The 213-nt window shown below is 57.3% G+C and carries 1 protein-coding gene; it reads left to right on the top strand.

Annotated features, from left to right (window positions below; genetic code table 11):
- The coding region (locus AF337_RS44115) for a hypothetical protein (RefSeq protein WP_210168033.1) at positions 1–213 on the top strand (213 nt) is incomplete at both ends.

Genomic DNA, 213 nt, shown 5'->3' on the forward strand with positions numbered 1-213 from the left:
ATGCCGTCGGCCATCGAGGAGAGATGCCGTGCGGCGGCAGCCCCCATCATGCCGCGTCCGATGATGATAAACCTGAAATCGACTGCCATATCCCACCTCGTTTCAAGGTGGGATATCACGGCAAGCGCACTGATTCACATCGCAAAATTGCCGCAAGGGAATTTCGTCAGGACGCGTCAGGCTATGCTCAGTCGAGCATCGCCAGGACCTTGC

Origin of the sequence: Rhizobium ecuadorense (assembly GCF_001187535.1) — a bacterium.
Lineage (GTDB): Bacteria > Pseudomonadota > Alphaproteobacteria > Rhizobiales > Rhizobiaceae > Rhizobium > Rhizobium ecuadorense.